We start from the raw sequence: 16,965 nt of genomic DNA on the forward strand, positions 1-16,965 counted from the left end.
CGCGTCGATGGCCGTCGTCTGGTTCTTGGCATTGTAGCTGTAGCTGTAGCCATCCGTGGAACTGGTCAGGTTGCCGTTACCATCATAGTAGTAGTTCACGGTGTTCGACCCCTGCACCGTACTGGTCAGCTCTTCGGCCCCGTTGTAGTTGTAGTTGGTCGTCGTACTCGGATAAAGAACGGAGGCCGTCTTCCGATTGCCTGCTTTATCGTAGCTATAGCCCCAATCCTGCACTTCCTGGTTGCCGCTGTTGAAGACTTCCGCGTTGGTGAGCCGGTTCATCGAGTCATAGCTGTAGTTGCGAGTGAACGTGTTGGTGTGGCCGATGGGATCGAGCAACGTGACCGATTGCAGCAACTGGGTCGGCGTCGGAGGCGACGTCGGGAGCGTGTAGACATACGTAAAGTTCAGGTAGGCGGTGGTGATCTGCCCCTGGTTGTTCATGATGCCGCCGACAGCAGAGGTGACATGACCCGCTTTGTCATAGCCGAACACCTCACCGGTGCCATTGGGATAGCTGATACTGGTGCGCTCGTTGGCCGGGTTATAGCCGTAGACGGTAGGGGTGGACGTATTGGGTGGGTCCTCAACTTTGAGAAGCCGGTTGGCATTGTCGTAGTCGTAGCCGATGCTGCCCCCACGATCGGTGTAGAGGTGTAGATTGCCCACCGGGTCATAGGTCGTGGTGATCTGATCGCCGTTGGGCAAGGTCTTGATATGCAACCGGTTGTCCTGGTCGTAGTTGAAGCTGGTGGTGCCGGTATTGTCGATCACGCTGGTCTGATCGCCATCATCGTTGTAGCCATAATGGATGATGGTTGTGGCCGTGTTATAAGTGATCTGCTTCAACCGATCCATGGGATCGTAGCTAAACGTGATGGTGGTGCCATTGCCATCAATGACTTGCGTGACGCGGCTGACCTGATCGACGGTAATGGTTTCCTGGCCCAGGGGAGCCGGCGGCGTCACGATATGCAGGTTGCCATAGCTATCGTAGGTGTACGTGGTCGGGTTGCCGTCGCCATCGGTGGCCTGCTTGAGCGTGCCATAGAGGTAAGAGCCATACGGCACGTCGGTATTGTACTGATAGGATGCCGAGGACCCGGTTCCTTTGGGCGTGGTATCGGTGGCCGAGGTGAGATTGCCGTTGCTGTCATAGCCATAGGTCATGGTGTTGTTCTGCGCATCGGTGAGCGTGGTGGGCAGGTAGGGATTGGGATTGGTGTAGCCAAAGGTGGTCGTCGCTCCGGTGCCATCGGTGATGGAGAGCAGGTTGTTGGTGTGGCCGACATCGAAATTGAAGACCGTTTTGTCCAGGAGGGGATCGGTGTACTGACTGACGTTGGCATCGGGGGTATACGTCCGCTGCTCCAGGTTGCCGTTACCGTCGACGACTTGCTGCACCTCCAACCCGCTGTAACCATAGATAGTGGTATTGCTCCTGGCGTCGGTGAAGACGGTGCAGGGGAGCGAAGTGATGATGCCACACTGGCTGGCTCCCGGGGCGTAGTAGGCCACGAAGGTGTGGTTCGAGAGCGCGTCGGTCAGCTCGTTGACGCGATGAGTGCCCGACTGGTAGCTGATGCTGGTGCCGTTGGTATCGGGGTCGGTGATACTGGTGAGATCGGTCCCCGTGTAGCCCAGAGTGGTCGTTTTACCGTTGAGGTCAACGATGCTGGTCAGCATCCCATTCTGGTAGCCGGGCTGGACCGTACGCCCAAGGACGTCCGTGATCTGATTGAGCAGTCCGCCAGAATTGTAGCCAAAGGTAGTGGTCCGGTTCTGCGTATCGGTGAGACTGCTGATGTTGCCCGAACTGTTGTACAAAAAGGTGATCTGGTGGCCGTTCTTGTCCTGGTCAAAGATCTCGCGGCCATGGCTATCGAAGCCGAAGCACTCGCTGGTTTTCTGGAAAATCAGCACATAACTGGCACCGTTGACGGTGCTCTGGACCAGCGTGGCATCCAGACCGGCCGGCTCATCGTAATTGTCGTAGCTGCTCGTGTCATAGGTGTAGAGAGCCGAGACGCCACTGGAGCCGTGCAAGGTCACGTTGTTGCCATTGAAGGAGAGCGAGACGCCGTTGCCCACGCTCAGATTCCAGTTGGGTCCCAGCACGCTAGAGGTGGTGGACTGTGAATTGTAGGTGAAGGCAATATCGAGGTCCAGGCCGGTGCCACGGATCTGCAAGGCGGTGTACTGGGCGACCAGGTTGCCGTTGGCGACATTGGTCTCGATCAACAGGCGATCATCCAGGTTCTGCTTGACCAACGTGTAGAACCCCACCGTACCCAGCCCATCGACGTTGCCAGCCACTTTGGGGGTGCTGGTGAGCGATGGGCAGGCAGCGATGTTATTAGTATGCGGGTGGGGATTGCGCCGCGGGGGTTTGTGAGATGCGAGCGAACCAGGGTTTTGTGCCTGCCCACTGGCGAGAGAGGCCGCGTGTACGGTGGTACTCCAGCTGGCAACTACAAATATACACACCATCAAAGCAGCGAATAACGAGCGCCAGAGATGCGCAAACGTGAAATGGAAACGCAAATATGAGAGACGCACTCGGCGAGGACGATTCGAAGTAGTATCAGGGGAAGGTGTGATAGTATCCGGCATCGGAAACAAGCCCTTTCTTGTGCAGTAACGCAGGCAAGGAAGCAATATACATAGGTGTGAGTGTATACGGACCGAGCTAAGAAAGTAGTCTACAAGCGAACATACGAATATACACTACAGACCTGCGTTACTGAAGGACAGCCTGGATCAGCTGACCAGAAAGTTGCTTGTTTACCTCCTTTCCCTCAAAAGTTTTGAAAGATATCTCTACTAGCATAACTTAAATGTGTAGCATTTGTCTTTACTTTTTGGAAGCAATTTCCCAGCACTTTTTTCCTCCTGAAGGGTAATTTTACGGCAGAAATTACCCTCAAGAAGCCCCCAAAATTAAGAGGACTGTTTTGATGCGGATAGGGCTAATGGTTCTGAAGCTTCTTCAGACCTTGCTTTAATGGGAAGTACTTCCTGGTAGGAGCGCCTTGATATAACTGATGTTGGAAGACCATTATCTCAAATATAGTAAAATATTCTTCCTCCCCCCCTTAATCGATTAATTACTCCAGATTATCTTGACAATAGAAAATAAGTCTGCTATAGTTATTAATGGTGTTAGTCCACCAAATGAATATGATATCTGCGACACCCGTTTTTCTCTTTTTAGATGTTAGGCATTTCAACAGTATTTTCTGCAAGGGGGAGAAATGCTATGCCTGGCTGGCAGACCATCAACCGGTCATCTTCGCTACGTATGGATGAGAAAGACAACACATCTGAATTCCTCAGCGGTGCAGACCTTAAGGAATATGGCGCTCATCTTTTAAGATTCGGTCAAACATTATACAGGCAGCGGAAAGGTGTTATCAATCTTCTTTGTCAGGAAGTGGCTCGTATCTCTCACGGATATTTGAAGTTGCTACCTCGTCGGGATAATGAGGTGATGCCTGTAACTTGTTCGCCCTCCATTCCGGTGCAGTTCCAACAAAGACTTTACGGTGCCTTGCTTTTCCAGCGAGATATAGAAGTATCGCGGAAGCTTACTATCGGCGATGTGCTAGATTTCGCTCGGGACTGTGGATCGGTTATTTTTACGTTGGAGCATTGTCTCCTCCCTCAAGGTGACGGGCGCGTGCGTGACGTTCAATATCCAGATAATTTAACCAGGCGGGAAAAGGAAATTCTGAAGTTGATGGTTCGGGGCTATGACGAGGAAAGCATAGCCAGGGCATTGGATATTACCGTTGCTACGGTAAGTAAGCATCGGCACACGCTCTATGAAAAACTTGGCGTTCACAATAGTCATGATGCTATTCTAGTAGGCTATCACACGCTTTGTTTTTCACCTCTGGAAGATATTATGCCTTGTTCCAGCAACATAGGGTATGAAGTAGAGTACAGGGAAAAGATACCGGCCGGATTACCTGATTACTGGTAAATTCCAGGCGGACGGCTATTTTTTTTGATGCGAAATAGGGGGAATCGCATGAGATGATATCAGTTTGTCTTTGTATCCGGTACTACCGGTACGAGATGGATGCGTGTTCTATTTACTGGCATCAGCATGAGCGTTCTGTTGCTGGTCCTTTTGCAGAACTGGTTTTCGCCCGTCTTTGCCCATTCCCAGGATATACCGGCGATGTCGTGGACACCAGTACCTTAAGCGTGATAATGCCGCTTCCAGCCCTCCAGAATACACACCAGGTGGTAGAGATTGACTGGACAAATGGTGTGCCAGGCGCCACCAGTACCCATTTCGGCCTGGGTCGCGTGACCGGTTAGCCTCAAGTCCTCCCAGCACCCTTTTCCTGTTCGTGCCGATACAAATCGAACAGGATCAAGGCCAGGGATTCAAAAAGCCTGGCCCAGAGAGAGGGGTCGCCAACATCATTGGTCATATCTGTTACCAGCAAGCTACAGGTAGCGTCGATTACCTCCTGGATGTGGTATTCCTTGGAGAAGGCATAGAGCCGGTGGCTTTTTTCCTGGCCATAAGGCGCATCGACGACGGACCAGACATGCTTATTCTCTCGCATGCCCAGGTATCGGATATGGTAATTGTGGTAATCCTGGCCACCACAGGCCGGTTGGATATGCAGGTTGTAATGAGAGGCCGGATGGCGCCTGTCGTACTCTCGCATACCCAACCAGCCATGCTGGGGTATCAGCAACCCCTGGCTGGTCCAGTACCACTTTGTCTGTCGATTTCTTCGCATTGAACGGGTTTTTCTCCGCCCGGGTTTCCGGTGCATGTTTCTCGCTCCATTTCGTTCTATCCATACGAACATAGGAGCGCACTCAACAGGGCAGGAGCACAGGGCAAAAGGGAGAACATACCTGAGATAATCTCCTGTACATTGAGATGTAGGGGAGATGAAGCGAGGTTACACGTCTCTATCCTGATGCTTGTCCGTGCCATCAGTTGAGAGCGCATGAGTTCAGGACGCAAAAACATATTCATGGATTAATACTTTTACCAGAGTATCCGGCCACATGAATATCCAGGCTGTCTCGAAACAGCCATCCTGCTTGCGTCTTCCATCAAGCTCTAAACTGAAGGACTTACCGAATCACCAGGCTCATGAGACATGCCTTTCCTGAAAGATAGGATCTGAACGATACTGGTGATTTCCTATGACATGTTTCGCCATGTCATTCTGAGCGAAGAGAAGAATCTCTCGTCCACTTCCGGGTAATCATCAGAACGATACTATTGACGAAAACATTTTAGCATATCAAAAGGGAGACAACAAGGTTCTGATAGAGGTTTACCGATTCGATAATCTTTAGGTGTTAACGGATAGACAAAAGTTTTGTGAGCTAATCCTCGTAGAAGAACGTCATGATGTGTTATGATTATGTTACCGGCACATTAAGAACTTAATACAAAGGAGCGTCAATGGATATTCCATTCCGCTTTCCGGGGAGTCTCTGATAGATGGCTTCCCGGAAGCAAAAAGTTGTGATGGACGAAGAGCCGGTGGACAAATCGATGGCTCTCTTTGATCGAGAGGCACGTAAGTTCCTGGTTCGGGTTCTGATCGGTCTGGCGTATACAGGGTACATCGTCATAGTGGCCCTGATATACCATGCAGTCATAAGCTTCTTGCTTCCGGCAGAAATATGCCGAGCGATTATGCTGATCACATTAGGAATGCCGTTGGGTCTGCCACTGGCCTCGATGGGCACCATGCTCATGCGGATATTCCTGGCTGCCCTATCAGCAGGGTTGCATAGTGTAAAGGACGAATGACATGTGAAAGTTCATCAAGGCATCGGGATAGACTTTCTTATTCCGGGAACAGCCAGGTACTCACCCTTTCTGTTCCTGAGAACCCGCTCAGTGCATCGTTACCGGTATAGACATATGGGAGAACGCTGGATTCCAGTTATTCCTGCGGCTATAACCGTTTGACGAGCAACTAAATCGTAGTCCAGTTCTTAATTGTGCCGGCACCCCCACCCAATCTCTGTATCAAAACTGGCTATAAGCTCCTTCGTAGCTCCCACTTAAGCCGATTGCCCTCCGGTGGAAGGCGATGCATCCCAACTTTTTCAAGGACCCTGATGGAACCAATATTGTCATCAAGGCATTCAGCGGTAATCACCTGAATATTGGGTGTCTGAAAAGCCCAGTTGATGACGCAACGCGCCATCTCAGTTGCATATCCCTGTCCTTCATAAGCGGGAATGATATTGTAACCGATCTCTACCATTCCTGCCTCATCCGGTGCGCCGTGGAAACCGATGCCGCCAATCGCTACCTGGTCAGCCTTATGGATGATAATGCCGTCCCAGACAAGACCCGCCGGGTCTTTCTCCATGGCTTCGACAAAAAAAGGGAGTGCTTCCAGCAAATCGGGTCCCGGCCAGTCATCAGGGATGGCTACTCCTAGCATCTCAGCCAACCTGGCTCTATTCGCCAGCGTTACCTTCTTGAGTTCCAGGGTGAAAGGGAGCAATTTGAGCCGTTGCGTTTCCAGTATTTCCATGATAGAAGTCCTCTTTCAGTTATTACTTGCTGCCACTCAAAAATCGTAGGAGTTAGACCGCTCGTAGTCGTCCACTACGGGGTTAGTAGGACACATCAGCATCGAAAAAAGAGATCACGCTCCTACCACTCGCACAAATCCCTCTCCTGGCCTATAATCCGGCGATTGATGCCGCCAATAGGTATTGTAAAGCTGCGCGTAATGCCCGCCCTGCTGCATCAAAGATTCGTGGTCGCCCTCTTCCACTATTCTGCCGCGGTCAAGCACGATGATGCGGTCGGCGTGCCGGATGGTCGAGAGGCGGTGCGCGATCAAAATGGCGGTGCGGTTTTGCAAGACCAGGTCTAGCCCTTCTTGAATCTGGGCCTCGGTCAAGGGGTCGACGCTGGCGGTCGCCTCGTCCAGGATAATAATCGAGGGGTCTTGCAAGAGTACACGGGCCAGGGCAACCAGCTGGCGCTGTCCCAACGAGAGCGATCTACCCGCTTCTCCCACCAGCGTATCCAATCCCTCTGGCAAAGCATCCAGCCAGTCTCCGCCGCCAATGCTCTGCGCTATCGATTCCACCTCTTCAGCACTGGCATCGGGTCGCGCATAGCGAATGTTATCGGCTACACTGCCTGAAAAGAGAAATGGTGACTGTGGCACAATACCCAGGTGCCGGTGATAATCGCTCAAGTCAAAAGAGCGGATGTCACGCCCATCGATCAGGATTCTTCCTCCCTGGAACTCGTAGAATCGTGCGACCAGGCGGGCAATGCTCGTCTTGCCTGCCCCGGTATGCCCCACAATCGCGATAGTCTGTCCTGCCGGGATTTTGAGATTGAAGCCTGCCAGGACGGTTTGCCGGTCGTCATAGCTGAAATAAACGTCTTTGAACTCGATTTCCCCTTTCAGATGGCCTGCCGGTTGCGCATCATCCTGGTGAATGCGCGGCTCGGCATCAATGAGCGCGAAGACACGCTCGCTGGCCGCCAGGCCTAACTGGAACTGGCTCCAGAACGAGGCGATACTGGTCAATGGGAACCATAGCGAGCGAATCCCTTGCAGGAACAGGAACCAGTCGCCGGCAGAGATATTATGGGCGAGTACGCGCAGACCGCCGAAATAAATGACAATCACCGTACCAATATTCGCCAGCAGCACTAAGACGGGGAAGACACCATTATATATGAAGCCCGAACGCACATTGACCTGGTACGATTGCTCATTTATCTGCTTGAACTCCTCGTACATATTCTGTTCTTGCCGGAAGTTCTTGGCGATGGTAATGCCGGTCACTACCTCCTGCACATTGGCGTTCACCCTTGCCATCGAACGTTGCGAACGCTGCGTGGTGCGGCGGGCAATGCGGCGGAAGAGCAGGGCAACCACGATGATGAATGGCAGAATAGCAAATGTCAGCAGGGCAAGCTCCACACTCCGTATGAGTAGCACAATTGCCATCAGAAAGAACAGCAGCAGCTGGCTGATGAGGCTGAGTGCGAGCGTGACGACAGTAGCAAAATCCTCGCTATCCGAAGTAACGCGGCTGACGATTTTGCCGCTAGGGAACTCGTCATAAAAGGACATATCGCGCGAGACCACAGCCTGAAATGCATCATTGCGCAGTTTTAGTACTACATCTCCTACAGTACGCGCTGTGTACCACTGGCGAAAGAAATTGCAGACCCAGGAGAAGACTCCGGCCAGCAGGATAGCAATGATTAATAGCAGGATGGTTTGTACGGCGACCGACGATACAACGGCGTTAATGCCGAAGGAGATCAAGACCGGAAAGACCGTATCCAGCAGCGAGGTTAAAGTAATCAGAGCCGCGATGACTATCATGATGCGCAACTTGGGCCGAAAATAGCCAATGATACGCGCAATCAACTGGCGATCACTATAGTTACGATCATAGGCCTCGGCATCCAGGCCATCCATAATAAACCCCATGCATATCCTCCAGATGGTTATCGTTCATCCGCATTGACAAGTTTACCGGTTGTTTTGCCTGAGTCTTGTTCGCCGGTCAGCGCTTTTCGTTGTTGGAAAGAAGCTGGACTGAGTTCTTGAATAATGTGGACCGGTGAAGCTCCATCATTCCATAGTGGCCGCGTTTTCTTCCCGTCTGTATGGGCAAAGATGCGGCGGTACATCTCGCACCGTTCCAACAATTCGTCGTGCGTCCCCTGGTCTACCAATTCACCGCGCTTCAAAACGAGTATTTTATCAGCCCAGCGTATTTGCGAGAGGCGATGCGTAATCAAGAGCGTCGTGCGGCCCTGCAAAAGGCGATGGATGGCTCTCTGAATTTCGTCCTCGGTCGCGCTATCGATGGCGCTGGTCGAATCGTCGAGGATCAGGATGCTCGGGTCGGTCAGCAGCGCGCGTGCAATGGCGATACGCTGGCGCTGGCCACCAGAAAGTGTCACGCCGCGTTCACCAATCACCGTCTCGTACCCCTCCTTGAAACTGCGAATAAAGCCATCCGCCTGCGCATCTTTTGCGGCCTGCTCGATGGACTCCTGGGTGGCCTTCTGACCCAGTCCATAGGCGATATTCTCGCGGATAGAGCGCGAAAAGAGGAAGATATCCTGCTCAATCGTTGAAATCTGCGAGCGCAGCGCGTCCAGGCTCCAGTCGCGCACATCGATGCCATCGACGAGCACGCGCCCCCCGTCCGCGTCATAGATGCGATTGACCAGCTTCGTCAGCGTGCTTTTGCCCGCGCCTGTCTGACCAACGATGGCTACCGTTTCACCGGGGCGAGCGTGAAAAGAGATGTCCTTGAGAATCGGAGTGCCACCATAGCTGAACGAGACGTGTTCAAACTGAATATCGCCCTGCATATGTCCGGTATATCCATCCTCGTTCTCATCGAGTTCGGTCTCCTCGTGCAAGATAGCCAGGATACGGCTCGCGCCTGCAATACCCAGTTGCACCAGGCTAAAGGCCCAGTTGGAGTTGAAGGCAGGATAATGTAGCATCACCATCAAACCCATATATGCTACCAGGCTGCCGACAGAAAGCTGGTGGTGCGTGACCAGTAGCAGTCCATGCAGGAACGCGGCAACCATGGCAATCGCGAGCAATAACGGCGGGAGATACCATGCCTGAATGCGTCCATTCTGGATGAAGTAATCGCGGTAGCGATGGGCGTTGCGCTCAAACTTGCTTTTCTCCTGCTCCTCCTGCGCCGTCGCCTTCACCACCTCGATCCCTGTCACCACCTCGTTCAAGCCCGCATTCATTTCGCCGAATTGCGCGCGCATGCTGTCGGATACAGGGTTCAGTTTGCGCGAGTAGTAGCGCAGGGCGATCAGGAAGGATGCAGTAAAGAGCAGTGGCGTGAGTAGAAGTTGCGGATTAATCAGGCCAATGAAGACGAGCGTCACGGTCAGGCTGGTGAAAGAATCGATGATGATATCGGAACCGGGAGCGATCATGTTGCTCAACTGGCTCATGTCGTTAGCGGCACGCGCCATGATGTCGCCGATACGTTGCCGGTTGTGGAACGTCTGGCTCTTGCCCAGCAGGCTTACATACAACTCGGCACGCGCGTCACGCGCAAAGCGTTTGCCAAGTAATTCCGGGAAGAAACGGGCGCTCAAGTCGAAGCAGCCGCCGATCAATATCGTTGCCAGCAGGATGAGGGAAATATGCACCAGGCCACTTTGATCGTGCTGTAAGACCGCGTTGAAAGCAAAGCCGGTTAGTACAGGAATCAAGGCATACAGTATATTGGCCAGGATAATGGCCAGCATAAAGCCGATGATGAGGTGAATATAACGAGTAAGATGAGAAATAATCCAGCGTACCGGCCCGGAACGATTGTAATGATACTCGCCGGCTACCGTAAATTCGCGCTTAATCAAGTGGATTCCCTTCGTTGGCACGTATCAATGCGCCCCTACAGCATTACGTTGAGGTAGTACAGATATTCTATCATGTTAGGGTTGGGTTTGGCTAGTGTTTTGTCGGATGGCTTCTTGAGGGACTCGACGTTTTTAGTGTGTACCAGTTTGTCTCTTGATGTCTCCCCTTGCTCGCGGTTTTCTCTCGGTTTTGCTGTAGGCTTTCAGCGCTTTTTTCCAGGTTTGAGGCTCTTGTAAAGACACCCCTTGCTCATATGGCAAGCTATTAACTAGATGAGACCGGGGAGAGATTCAGCATAATTGGTAGCTTTATGCCTGACCTTGATGCTGTTTTGAGCTTATATTTTGTAAGCACTCAAGACGGTCGAATCCCCACCCTGACCTGGCAACCCGGCTAACCCTAACCGCAAGTACTATTCTCTGCCTGCTTTGGCCCTTTCCATGTTATAATCTTTGGAAAAGTAGACTTATTCCATAGAAATATTCTCATGATCTACCAATCTGGGAATATTTCAGCGCGCTTATGCGCGATAAGCACCTTTATTCGTTTCGTACTTGATAGTTCTTCGGGGGTGAACTGTATGCCAGATCGATACTATCTCCATTATCTCAAAAAAAGTTCGAATGCCTGGAATAGTTGGCGGGAAAGACATCCTGATATGCAGCCGGATCTGAGTGGAGCTGTCCTGCGCCGCGTGCGCCTTATAGAGGCCAATCTGGAAGATATAAATCTGGATGGCGCCGACTTGAGCGAAGCCAATTTGAGTGGCGCGAATCTGAAGGGCGCCCGTCTCGCCGGGGCCAATTTGAGCAGCGCTAATTTGAGCGGGGCAGACTTGAGCGGGGCGGACTTGAGTAGGGCGCATCTCTATTATGCAAATTTCAGTGAGGCGAATCTCAGTCAGGCCAATTTGCAACGGGCGAATCTCAACGAGGCGAAACTCAATGGGGCGAATCTCGAGCAGGCCGACCTGAGCAGCGCGAAACTCAATGGCGCGAAGCTGAGCGAGACAAATCTCAGCAAGGCAAAGTTGGCGTTTGTCGATCTAGGGGGAGCCATCCTGAGAAATATCGATCTGGGCGAGATTCGGCTGACCGGTATTAATCTCAAGGCTGCGAATTTGAGCAGTGTTCGTGTCCGGTCGGTGAGTTTGCGTGGAGCAGACCTGCGGGGCGTGAGCTTTATGCGTATGGACCTGAATGGGGCCGATCTGAGCGGGGCAGACCTTAGTCTTGCGGATTTGCGGGAAACCAGTCTGATGCAGGCCGACCTGAGCGGGACGATTCTCAAAAATGCTCTTCTGAATGATGTATTCTTCAATGAAGCAAATCTGCGTGGAGCGGACCTGAGTGGAGCTAAAATCAATCGGGTTGACTTCAGTGGGGCAGAGCTTATCGACGCTGACCTCAGTAATGCGAATCTTCATGAGACGAGGTTTACTCAAGCGAAGCTCAATCATGCAAATCTGCGCGATGCCTATCTAAGTCGCGTCTATTTCGATGGAGCCAACCTCAGCCGCGTGAATCTAAGCAGTACGAATCTGGAAGAAATCGTATTTGATGGTGTCAGTCTCAAGGGGGCCAATCTCAGCAGCGCCAATCTTCGGAATGCGAGTTTGAGTAATGCTATTCTGAAAGGCGCATCCCTTTATGCCGCCGACCTTACCGGGGCCAATCTTACGTATGTCGATCTGCGTGGAGCAGACCTGAGAATTGCAAATCTAAGGAGCGCCAATCTCCATAGGGCCGAACTCAGCGGCGCTAATTTGCGCGGAAAAATTCTCAGCGGCATCAATCTCAGCGAGGCCAACCTGAGCAATGCCGATCTCAGTAAGGCAGACCTGGTAGAGGCGGATCTTGCCGGAGCAGACCTCTATATGGCCAATCTTAGTGGCACCAATCTCAGCCGGGCTAATCTGAGCAATGCCGATCTGAGGGGCGCCGATCTGAACCGGGCACACCTCCATGGCGCTATCCTCGATTCGGCTAACATGAATGGAGCGGTTCTGAACGGCACCTATGCTGTTGAGCCTGAGAACGAAACAGCGGCAACCTCGATTGTGTCTTCCGCTGTTTCGTTCTCAGGCTCAACAGTTTAGTTGCTGTTATTCGAAAGGTTGAGGTAGCTCTCTAAAAATCAGTTGTTTCGTTATGCGGCAGGTCCATCAATTGTCGATGGTTAATTCGTCCGTACCAGTTTCAGCAGTTGGCCCAGCCCTGGCCGCTGCCCATACATCAGGACGCCATAGCGATAGATGCGAGCGGCAAACCTGGTGCAGGCGAGAATGGCAACGAGCATGAAAGCAGTTGTTAGAATAATCTCCCACCAGGCCACGGTGCCTAGCGCGATGCGCGGCATCATCATCCAGGGAGTCCAGAAAGGAATATATGAGAGTACCCTGATCAGGGTTGTATCAGGATTAAAGACCGCGTAAAAGAAGAGCAGATAGCCAATAAGCATCAGCATCTGTGGAAGCATGATGGCGCTTTGCACCTCCTCTTGCCGTTTGACCATAGCGCCAAGCCCTGCATACAGGGTAGCATACAGGAAGAATGCCAGGAGGAAGTAGAGCAGGAACAGCAGGTAATACGGGATGGACACGCCTGTGAGATACTGGCTGAAGCCTGCCGCGGAAGAACCGAACAACGCGGCCTGCAGCGGGGTTTGCAGCAGGAGCCCGGCGATGCCGACCACCACTACGCCGCCCATCTGAGTCAGGCACGCTGCCCCGATCCCCACGATCTTGCCGGAGAGGAGTTGGAACGGAGTCGCGGCATTCACCAGAAGTTCCATCATGCGGCTGCTTTTCTCTTCCGCTACCCCTGTCGCGACGATGGCCGTATAGACCTGAACAGCGATATAGATCAGGATAGCGCCGGCATAGGCGAGTACAAAGCCCGTGGCAATCTGGCTCACCGGGCGAGCCGCCTGGCTCTGCTGAGCATGCATAGCTGTAAAGTCTGGCGAAGCGGCCAGCCGCCGAGTCTCTTGCGAATTAAGGCCCAGGCTATGAGCAGTATCAAGAAAAGTGAGGAGCTGAGCCAGAGACTGAATGGTAGACTGGTTGTTGTCGTTGCTGGCACTGGCATCGGTGTCATAGGTAAAGTGTAAATCCTGGTTCGTCGCACGATCAAGCACGAGCAGGATATCCAGCTGGCCATTCTTGACCTGATTTTGCAGGCTGCTCAGATTGGAAGCCGGCTGGCTGGTAATCACATAGGGAGCCTGGTTTCCGGTACTCGTGCCATTCAGTTCCTTCTCGATATATGAGGTCAGGGCAGTGTCATTCAGGCCCGCGACTGTACCCGCTTGATTCACTACCACGATGTGAGTTTGTGAATGTGCCTGTTTGGCAATGAGTTGCACAATCGTAGGGATAAAAGCGGCAAGGAACACGAATACCAGGAGGATCACGCTGGTGATGATGAAACTGCGCTGGGTCACACGGTTTTTGTACTCGCGCTCGATAATCAAGCCGATATTGCGCAAGTTGTGCTGGGCAGCGGCGCCACCCGAACTCACTGCTACGACCCCTTGCTTTTGTTCGCGATGTTCTTGTACCGGTGTTTCCACCATTTTCTGTGGCGGCATATCAATCTTCTTTCTCTATGCTGAATGAACGGAGGTAGAAGTAACAGGCTCGGAGGTAGCACCAACTTTTTCAATGAAAATATCGGTCAGCGATGGCTCGGTCAACTCGAACAGGCTAATGATGCCGCCATTTTGCAGTGCCGCCTCCACAATCAAGTTGGGGTTCAGATTGGCATCAAACTGCATCTCAATATAGTCCTGCCGGCGTTTGGTCACGTGAACCCCTGGAAGTCGCTCAAGCCAGCTAGCTTCCGGGTCGTTATCGAGCTTGAGTCGTGCCACATGGCGTCCTTGTTGGCGTTTGACCTCACGCAGGCTACCCTGGACGACACTGTGTCCTTTATTGATGATGACGATGTCCTGACAGAGTTCTTCCGCTTGCTCCAATTGATGGGTGGAGAAGATAATCGTCTTGCCGCGCCGGTGCATCTCTAAAAAGGCCTCTTTGAGGACGGTCGCGTTGACGGGGTCCAGGCCACTGAAAGGCTCATCCATGATCAGAATCTCAGGATCGTGCAGTATGGCAGCCAGAAACTGAACTTTCTGCTGGTTTCCTTTGGAGAGTTCTTCAATTTTCCTGGAACGATTGCCAGTGATTTGAAAACGTTCAAGCCACTCATCCAACGCTTTCCTGGCATCCGCTTTTGATATACCCTGCAGGCGCGCCAGGAAGAGTAACTGCTCGTCCACGCGCATTTTCGGGTAGAGTCCGCGCTCTTCCGGCAGATAGCCCCAGTTTCTACGCGGCACTTCACGGACATCCTTGCCTTTCCAGGTAATGGAACCGCCATCGGGTCGCAAGATATCCAGGATCATACGCATGGTCGTGGTTTTGCCCGCGCCGTTAGGCCCTAGAAAACCAAAAATCTCTCCTTCGGTCACTTCCATAGAAAGGTCTGTAATGGCCTGAAACTGGCCAAACCATTTGTTAATGTGTTCAACTTGAAGACTCATAGGATTGGTTCCTCTGTGATAAAGCTAAAATAGCTTGCCATCTTGTGCTAACATTATGCATTATTTCGATAAGAGCCACCATTTGCACATGTTACATTCAACGGCAGGCTATCCCATTTCAGGTTGCCTTCAGATATTGCTAACTGCTATAATAAATATAGCATATTGTTATTTAAAATACAAGACCTTTTTTCTGGACTTTTGGCAGTGATTTGCTAATAATAATGCTGTAACCTTTCTTTGCTAAAGCACGTGTAACATTCCAGTAGAGGAGAGAATCCGATGTTTCATACTAGCAGGGGAAGAAAGTCATGGAAGAGAAAACTGAGTTGCAGTTAAATCCAGACCATCGCCAGGGGAAAGAGGTTGAGGAATACAGAGTGCCGCCTCCGCCTTATTCCTGGCCTACCTCGCAACCTGGCCCATTCGTGACACCACCTCCGCCTGGACAAAGACCAATGCCTACACGTACTGAGCAAATGGTTGAAATCGCGTACAACCAGGAAACGGGCGAGCCGGTTACGTATAATGAACGCGAATAATACCATGCAAACAAAAAGCGCAATGGCATAGCTTCGCTGAGTCATTGCGCTTTTTGTTTGCATGGTATTCTGAATCTCTTCTTTCCTCAATTTTGCCGAGACCTGCAAGAGAAGCAGGGATGGCACAATGGAAACAAGCCGTACGATCATTAGGGCCGCTTAGTTGCGCCTGTTACCAGGCTCACGCTTGCGGTCTATCCACCAGGTCATCTACCTGGGATCTTGATCTCTTCATGAGAGATGGGAAGAGTTATCTTGGGGGCGGCTTCGCGCTTAGATGCTTTCAGCGCTTCTCCTTTCTGGACGTGGCTACCCAGCTGTGGCCCAGGCAGGCCAACTGGCACACCAGCGGTCCAGCCAACTCGGTCCTCTCGTACTGAAGTTGACGGCCCTCACTCTTCCTATGCCCACGACGGATAGAGACCGAACTGTCTCGCGACGTTCTGAACCCAGCTCGCGTGCCGCTTTAATGGGCGAACAGCCCAACCCTTGGGACCTACTCCAGCCCCAGGATGCGACGAGCCGACATCGAGGTGCCAAACCTTGCCGTCGATGTGACGCTCCGCAATTACTTGCGGCGCAGACTATACCTTCGTCTCTTTCGAGACGGTGGCGTGTTATGGAAGCGATAAATTCGACCGCTTTGGGCCGGCGCCTCCATCTCTCGCGGATGCGAGAAGTCGTTACAGGGGTAGCTTGTAGAGCATGCTCGGAATGACGTGCGGTGATACGAGCGACACGAAGTGGGGGATGCTTGCTCCGCTCACGCGGAGACGCGCATGCCCCTTTGTCACTATTCATCGTCGTTGCAATTCCGAATTTAGCTTGCAGAACCTCCGACAGCACATGGTTCTCACAGTGGGAGAACCCTTGGCTGTTGAATCGCACCTGATGGCGGTCAATCGAACCGTCATCCATGAACCACACCGCCAGCGCGAACGCAGTTAGATGTTGCTCAAGCAACGCCATCGGCACGCACTTCATCCCATTCATGACGTAGAAGTGGCGCCGGAGCATCGTGAACTCCGGATGCGTGACCGTCCGAAAGTAATAGGTGCTACCGCACGCACGCGGCGGCGTCCTCACATATTCGCGAATAAGTTTGAACTTCCAATCGACGTAGTCCTTTTGCAGGTGGCCATGACCAACCCTGAAGCAGAAGCCTGACGTCGTCGGCATGAGGTAACCGTCGCCGAGCAACGGAGCCGACGACCAACTCCCGTTGGAGACTCGTCATCGGACGTTGCCGAGCGTTGCGCGCGAAGAAGGTTTCCACAACAAGCTACCTTCCCTCGGTATTACCCTCAAATTGTAACACAATTCAGTGTAGGGCTTCACCGATATGAGCCACTGAGCACCGCTCGATCACTCGAGCGGGGAGCCACTATTGACTCTTGGGCAAGATCAGCCTGTTATCCCCGGGGTAGCTTTTATCCGTTGAGCGACGGCCTTTCCATTCAGAGCCGTCGGATCACTAT

At 52.3% G+C, this 16,965-nt stretch carries 12 protein-coding genes and 1 rRNA gene; 5 read left to right on the forward strand and 8 right to left on the reverse strand.

What is annotated here, in order from left to right; all coding sequences use genetic code 11:
• On the reverse strand, positions 1-2,613 hold a 2,613-nt coding region (locus VFA09_11140), incomplete at its 3' end, for a DUF6531 domain-containing protein (protein HZU67820.1).
• A 646-nt stretch (positions 2,614-3,259) separates the two neighbouring features.
• On the opposite strand from VFA09_11140, the gene VFA09_11145 reads away from it, so the two are divergent.
• Together VFA09_11145 and VFA09_11150 are read left to right on the forward strand one after the other, a co-directional pair.
• Positions 3,260-3,985: a helix-turn-helix transcriptional regulator gene (locus VFA09_11145; protein ID HZU67821.1), complete on the forward strand. Its 726-nt coding sequence runs from the start codon at positions 3,260-3,262 to the stop codon at positions 3,983-3,985.
• Between the two features lie 53 nt (positions 3,986-4,038).
• A complete protein-coding gene (locus VFA09_11150) occupies positions 4,039-4,329 on the forward strand; it encodes a hypothetical protein (protein ID HZU67822.1) in 291 nt (96 codons plus the stop codon).
• A 2-nt stretch (positions 4,330-4,331) separates the two neighbouring features.
• Here the strand turns inward: VFA09_11150 and VFA09_11155 are convergent, their stop codons facing one another.
• Positions 4,332-4,763 (reverse strand): hypothetical protein, encoded by a 432-nt coding sequence (locus VFA09_11155; GenBank protein ID HZU67823.1) that lies wholly within the window; start codon positions 4,761-4,763, stop codon positions 4,332-4,334.
• Between the two features lie 722 nt (positions 4,764-5,485).
• Here VFA09_11155 and VFA09_11160 point away from each other — a divergent pair.
• A complete protein-coding gene (locus tag VFA09_11160; GenBank protein HZU67824.1) occupies positions 5,486-5,800 on the forward strand; it encodes a hypothetical protein in 315 nt (104 codons plus the stop codon).
• A gap of 232 nt (positions 5,801-6,032) precedes the next feature.
• Here the strand turns inward: VFA09_11160 and VFA09_11165 are convergent, their stop codons facing one another.
• The 3 genes from VFA09_11165 to VFA09_11175 form a co-directional block, all read right to left on the reverse strand.
• Positions 6,033-6,539, reverse strand: coding sequence for a GNAT family N-acetyltransferase (locus tag VFA09_11165; protein ID HZU67825.1), 507 nt, complete (start codon positions 6,537-6,539; stop codon positions 6,033-6,035).
• 114 nt (positions 6,540-6,653) lie between these two features.
• A complete protein-coding gene (locus tag VFA09_11170; protein HZU67826.1) occupies positions 6,654-8,477 on the reverse strand; it encodes an ABC transporter ATP-binding protein in 1,824 nt (607 codons plus the stop codon).
• Positions 8,478-8,494: 17 nt separating this feature from the next.
• Positions 8,495-10,420: an ABC transporter ATP-binding protein gene (locus tag VFA09_11175; protein ID HZU67827.1), complete on the reverse strand. Its 1,926-nt coding sequence runs from the start codon at positions 10,418-10,420 to the stop codon at positions 8,495-8,497.
• 560 nt (positions 10,421-10,980) lie between these two features.
• Between VFA09_11175 and VFA09_11180 the strand changes: the two genes are divergently transcribed.
• Positions 10,981-12,498 carry a pentapeptide repeat-containing protein gene (locus VFA09_11180; GenBank protein HZU67828.1) on the forward strand — a complete coding sequence of 506 codons (1,518 nt, stop codon included), beginning with the start codon at positions 10,981-10,983 and terminating at the stop codon, positions 12,496-12,498.
• A gap of 80 nt (positions 12,499-12,578) precedes the next feature.
• Here VFA09_11180 and VFA09_11185 read toward each other — a convergent pair whose 3' ends face one another.
• Positions 12,579-13,991, reverse strand: coding sequence for an ABC transporter permease (locus tag VFA09_11185; GenBank protein HZU67829.1), 1,413 nt, complete (start codon positions 13,989-13,991; stop codon positions 12,579-12,581).
• 15 nt (positions 13,992-14,006) lie between these two features.
• On the reverse strand, positions 14,007-14,945 hold the full coding sequence (locus VFA09_11190) for an ATP-binding cassette domain-containing protein (GenBank protein ID HZU67830.1): 939 nt from the start codon (positions 14,943-14,945) through the stop codon (positions 14,007-14,009).
• 311 nt (positions 14,946-15,256) lie between these two features.
• On the opposite strand from VFA09_11190, the gene VFA09_11195 reads away from it, so the two are divergent.
• Positions 15,257-15,487: a hypothetical protein gene (locus VFA09_11195; protein ID HZU67831.1), complete on the forward strand. Its 231-nt coding sequence runs from the start codon at positions 15,257-15,259 to the stop codon at positions 15,485-15,487.
• Positions 15,488-15,616: 129 nt separating this feature from the next.
• On the opposite strand, the gene VFA09_11200 is transcribed toward VFA09_11195, so the two are convergent.
• Positions 15,617-16,965: ribosomal RNA gene (locus VFA09_11200) — 23S ribosomal RNA — on the reverse strand; the annotation flags it as partial.

It is taken from the genome of Ktedonobacteraceae bacterium (genome assembly GCA_035653615.1).
Taxonomy (GTDB): Bacteria; Chloroflexota; Ktedonobacteria; order Ktedonobacterales; family Ktedonobacteraceae; genus DASRBN01.